Annotated in this window: 5 protein-coding genes; 2 read left to right on the top strand and 3 right to left on the bottom strand. The window is 33.2% G+C overall.

Annotated elements, in window-relative coordinates; genetic code table 11:
• Together tsaB and SFT90_01705 are read right to left on the bottom strand one after the other, a co-directional pair.
• Nucleotides 1-550: tRNA (adenosine(37)-N6)-threonylcarbamoyltransferase complex dimerization subunit type 1 TsaB (gene tsaB, locus SFT90_01710; protein MDX1949199.1), on the bottom strand; the 550-nt coding region annotated here is incomplete at its 3' end.
• 2 nt (nt 551-552) lie between these two features.
• Entirely contained in the window at nt 553-1,050 is a 498-nt protein-coding gene (locus SFT90_01705; protein MDX1949198.1) for an invasion associated locus B family protein, read from the bottom strand.
• Nucleotides 1,051-1,176: 126 nt separating this feature from the next.
• On the opposite strand from SFT90_01705, the gene yajC reads away from it, so the two are divergent.
• Both yajC and secD read left to right on the top strand, forming a co-directional pair.
• Nucleotides 1,177-1,605: a preprotein translocase subunit YajC gene (yajC, locus tag SFT90_01700; protein ID MDX1949197.1), complete on the top strand. Its 429-nt coding sequence runs from the start codon at nt 1,177-1,179 to the stop codon at nt 1,603-1,605.
• 19 nt (nt 1,606-1,624) lie between these two features.
• The gene (secD, locus tag SFT90_01695) at nt 1,625-3,196 is read left to right on the top strand and encodes a protein translocase subunit SecD (protein MDX1949196.1); all 1,572 of its coding nucleotides are present in this window, start codon (nt 1,625-1,627) and stop codon (nt 3,194-3,196) included.
• 19 nt (nt 3,197-3,215) lie between these two features.
• Here secD and SFT90_01690 read toward each other — a convergent pair.
• Nucleotides 3,216-3,651, bottom strand: a 436-nt coding sequence (locus tag SFT90_01690) for a hypothetical protein (GenBank protein MDX1949195.1), incomplete at its 5' end; no start/stop codon positions are given.

Here is a 3,651-nt window from a genome sequence, read left to right as displayed (position 1 = left end):
TTATTGAAGAAGAATAAGTATTAAAATTATTCTCAACTAAATATGAGTGGATTTTTAGATTATCAGAAATGAAAAAGCATTCAGGATTTTTAAGGCTTTCAAGGTCTGCAACATTAATTAATTTTCCATTAGATAAATTATCAATTAAACCCCTTTTATCAAATTCAAAAATATAAATTTCATCTCTATTAGCATTAATAATTGAATAGACTCTTTCAGCAGAAATTTCTGCTTTTTTGGTAAAATTTTGGATATGTGCTTCAAAAGAAGTAACCCCTATAAAAGGCTTTTTGAGAGCGTAAGATATTGCCTTCACCGCACTCAAACCAATTCTAATGCCTGTAAAACTACCAGGGCCAATATTAGCGGAATACAAATCAATTTGATTATAATTTAGATTAGCTGATTTTAAGCAATCTTGAATCAGATTAATAAGTTTTTCGGCTTGGCTTTCTCTGTTAAAATCCTGAACTAAAGCTAAAGTTTCATTATCTTTTTTGATGCAAATTGAAGCATTGCCAAAGGCAGTATCTGTCGCAAGAATATACATTCTTACTTACAAACTTCTTTCATTTTATTAACAGCCGCTGTAAAGCCCGCAAGCCTATATGTATCAGTTGCATATGTTCCAATTTTGGAAGTTCCTTTAGTAGTTAAATTATTACCATTTTTCATTCTTTGAACAATTTGGTTATCAGTTGAGTTATCTTTAGCCCAAGCCATTTGTGGAGTTTGTGCAGAGGTAAAAAATCTAAAATTATGCTTTCTATCAATTGAAATTTCAACTTCACTATTTTCTTTATATGGAAAGCCAGAATTAACGCTAACTTCCGCTTGATTATTACCCCTTAGAGTAACCAAAACATAAGGCTCACCGCGTTTTCTATAATTGCCAGTTTTGTTGTATGGAACACTTGTTGCATAGCAAACATTCTTGCCATCTTGGTTAGTTTTGAAAACACCCCAATACTTAAACTCACCAATAAATTCTTGAGAATTAGCAGAATTTGCAAGGAATAAAGCAACAAGTAAAATAAAAATATTTCTCATTTTTTTGAATTTTATAGTTAATAAAACATTTGGATATTATATAAAAAATTTTTTAGTGCAATTATCTATTTTGATGTGTAAATAGGTTTTATTTTTTAGAAACGAATTTTACTAATGCATTTATATATGAATAAAATATTTTTTTCATTAATCAATTTTTTAACACCAGCTATTTTATTTGCCCAAGAAATTTCTGATGCTGATACTACTAACGCAGAAACTGCAAAAGCACCGGGAATAGAATCTCTGCTATTTCAGCTTCTTATAATCTTTTTGATTTTTTATTTCCTGCTAATTAAGCCGCAAGCAAAAAAGGCAAAGATGCATCAAGCCTTAGTTGCATCTCTTAAAAAAGGTGATGAAGTTCTTACAAATGGCGGGATTTACGGCAAGGTTTCAAAATCTAAAGAAGGTGAAAAAACTATTGAAATTGAAATTGCTGAAAATGTTTCAATAAAAATTGCAAGGTCATCTGTGCAAGAAATTCTTAACCTTACAGAAGAAAATAAGGAAGCTACTAAGGAAAAATCTGTAAAAGATAAAAAGAAAAAATAATCTATAATTTTATTTCACTATGCTTAACTTCCCTAATTGGAAAATTTTATTTGCTGCAATTGTTTGTTTGTGGGGCTTTTATCAAGCAAGCGGTAATTTTATTTCTGAGGAAACGAGAAAAAATAATTCCTTTTTACCTCAGCAAACTATTCGTCTAGGTCTAGATTTACAAGGCGGATCGCAATTACTGCTAGAAGTTGATTTTGAAAACTTCCTGAAAAACCAGCTTGAAGTTTTAAGTGATGATTTAAGAAGAAGCTTTAGAAAAGGGAAAATTGGCTATAAAAATTTGAAAATTTCTAAAGATAAAGAAAAAATATACAAAATTACACTTGGCCTAATTGAGAATTCAAAATTTGATAATCTTAAGGCTCAAATTAGAGAGGTTTCCTCAGAGTTTTCAGTTGAAGAAAATAAAAACATCGTTGAAATTTTCTATAATTCAGATGTGCTAAAAAATCTTAAGCGAGATGTTTTAGAAAAATCTATTGAAATTGTTCGCCGTAGAGTTGATGAAACTGGCACTCGAGAGCCAATAATTCAAATGCAAGGTGATAGTAGAATTTTACTACAAGTGCCGGGTTTAGATAACCCTGAATCTCTTAAAAAACTTCTTGGTAAAACTGCAAAAATGACTTTCCATTTAATGGATAATTCAAACCCTTTTGCGGTTGGAGTAAATAGGGCAAAACCGGGTTATCTTCTTCTTTCAAGTGCAATCTCACAAGAAAAAGGAAATTTTCTTGTTAAAAAGGAAGTTGAAATTAGCGGTGAAAGCCTGATTGACGCTCAAGCAACTTACAATGAAGGGCAACCGGTTGTTAGCTTCAAATTTAATAATCAAGGTGGGAAAAAATTTGCTAAAGTTACCGCTGATAATGTTGGCAAGCCATTCGCAATTGTGCTTGATGGCAAGGTTATCACCGCACCTAGAATTAATGAGGCTATTTTATCTGGCTCTGGCATAATTTCAGGTAGTTTTACAATTGAGGAAGCAAATGATTTAGCCCTGCTTCTTCGCTCTGGAGCTTTGCCTGCACCACTTTCAATTTTAGAGGAGAGATCAGTTGGCCCTTCACTTGGTAAAGATTCTATAGAATCAGGCTCAAAAGCATCTCTTCTTGGGGCTGGTTTGATAATGCTTATAATGTTTGCAATCTATAGAAAATTTGGGTTTTTTGCGAATATCGCACTTTTCATAAATTTGGTTTTAACTATTGCACTTTTATCTTTATTCAATGCAACCCTTACATTGCCCGGAATCGCTGGGATTGCCCTCGGGCTTGGTATGGCGGTTGATGCAAATATTTTAATTTATGAGAGAATAAAGGAAGAAATTAAACTTGGAAAATCCCCCTTTGCAGCGATAGATTCAGGCTTCAAAATGGCACTTGCAACTATTGTTGACTCAAACTTAACAACAATAATTTCAACAATAATTTTGTTTATTTATGGCTCTGGCGTTATAAAAGGCTTTGCGGTTACACTTACGATTGGAATAATTTGCTCTATGTTTTCAGCAATAATGCTAACTAAGATGCAAATTTTCCTTTGGGCTAAATACACCAAACCAAAAACCCTTAGAGTATAATCTAATATTATAATATATATTAAACTTGCCAACTTAGCTTAAGTTCTTTCGCGGCTTTTACTTCGTCTAGGCGTTTGCGAGGGGAGGAGACTGGGTTTGCGTGAAGCTCTTCTGCATCTTTTCCGCCTTGTTTCGCAACCAACGCAATTTTCTTAAGCACCGCAATCAATCTATCAAGTGATTGCTTGCCCTCAGTTTCAGTAGGCTCAACAAGCATTGCAGCTTGCACAACTAATGGGAAATAAACTGTCATTGGGTGAATGCCATATTCAACCATGGTTTTTGCAATATCCATAGTGGTAACGCCGTTTTCTTTCTGGAATTTATCATTCATCAAAAATTCGTGCATACAGAAATCATCAAACGGAATATTGTAATAATCTTTGAGAGATGCACGCACATAATTTGCGTTAAGAACGGCTTCCTCAGCAACGCGTTTCAAACCATCACCACCA

It is taken from the genome of Rickettsiales bacterium (assembly GCA_033762595.1).
Lineage (GTDB): Bacteria > Pseudomonadota > Alphaproteobacteria > Rickettsiales > UBA8987 > JANPLD01.
Note: the sequence above shows the minus strand (reverse complement) of the source record. Positions and strands in the feature narration are given on the sequence as shown.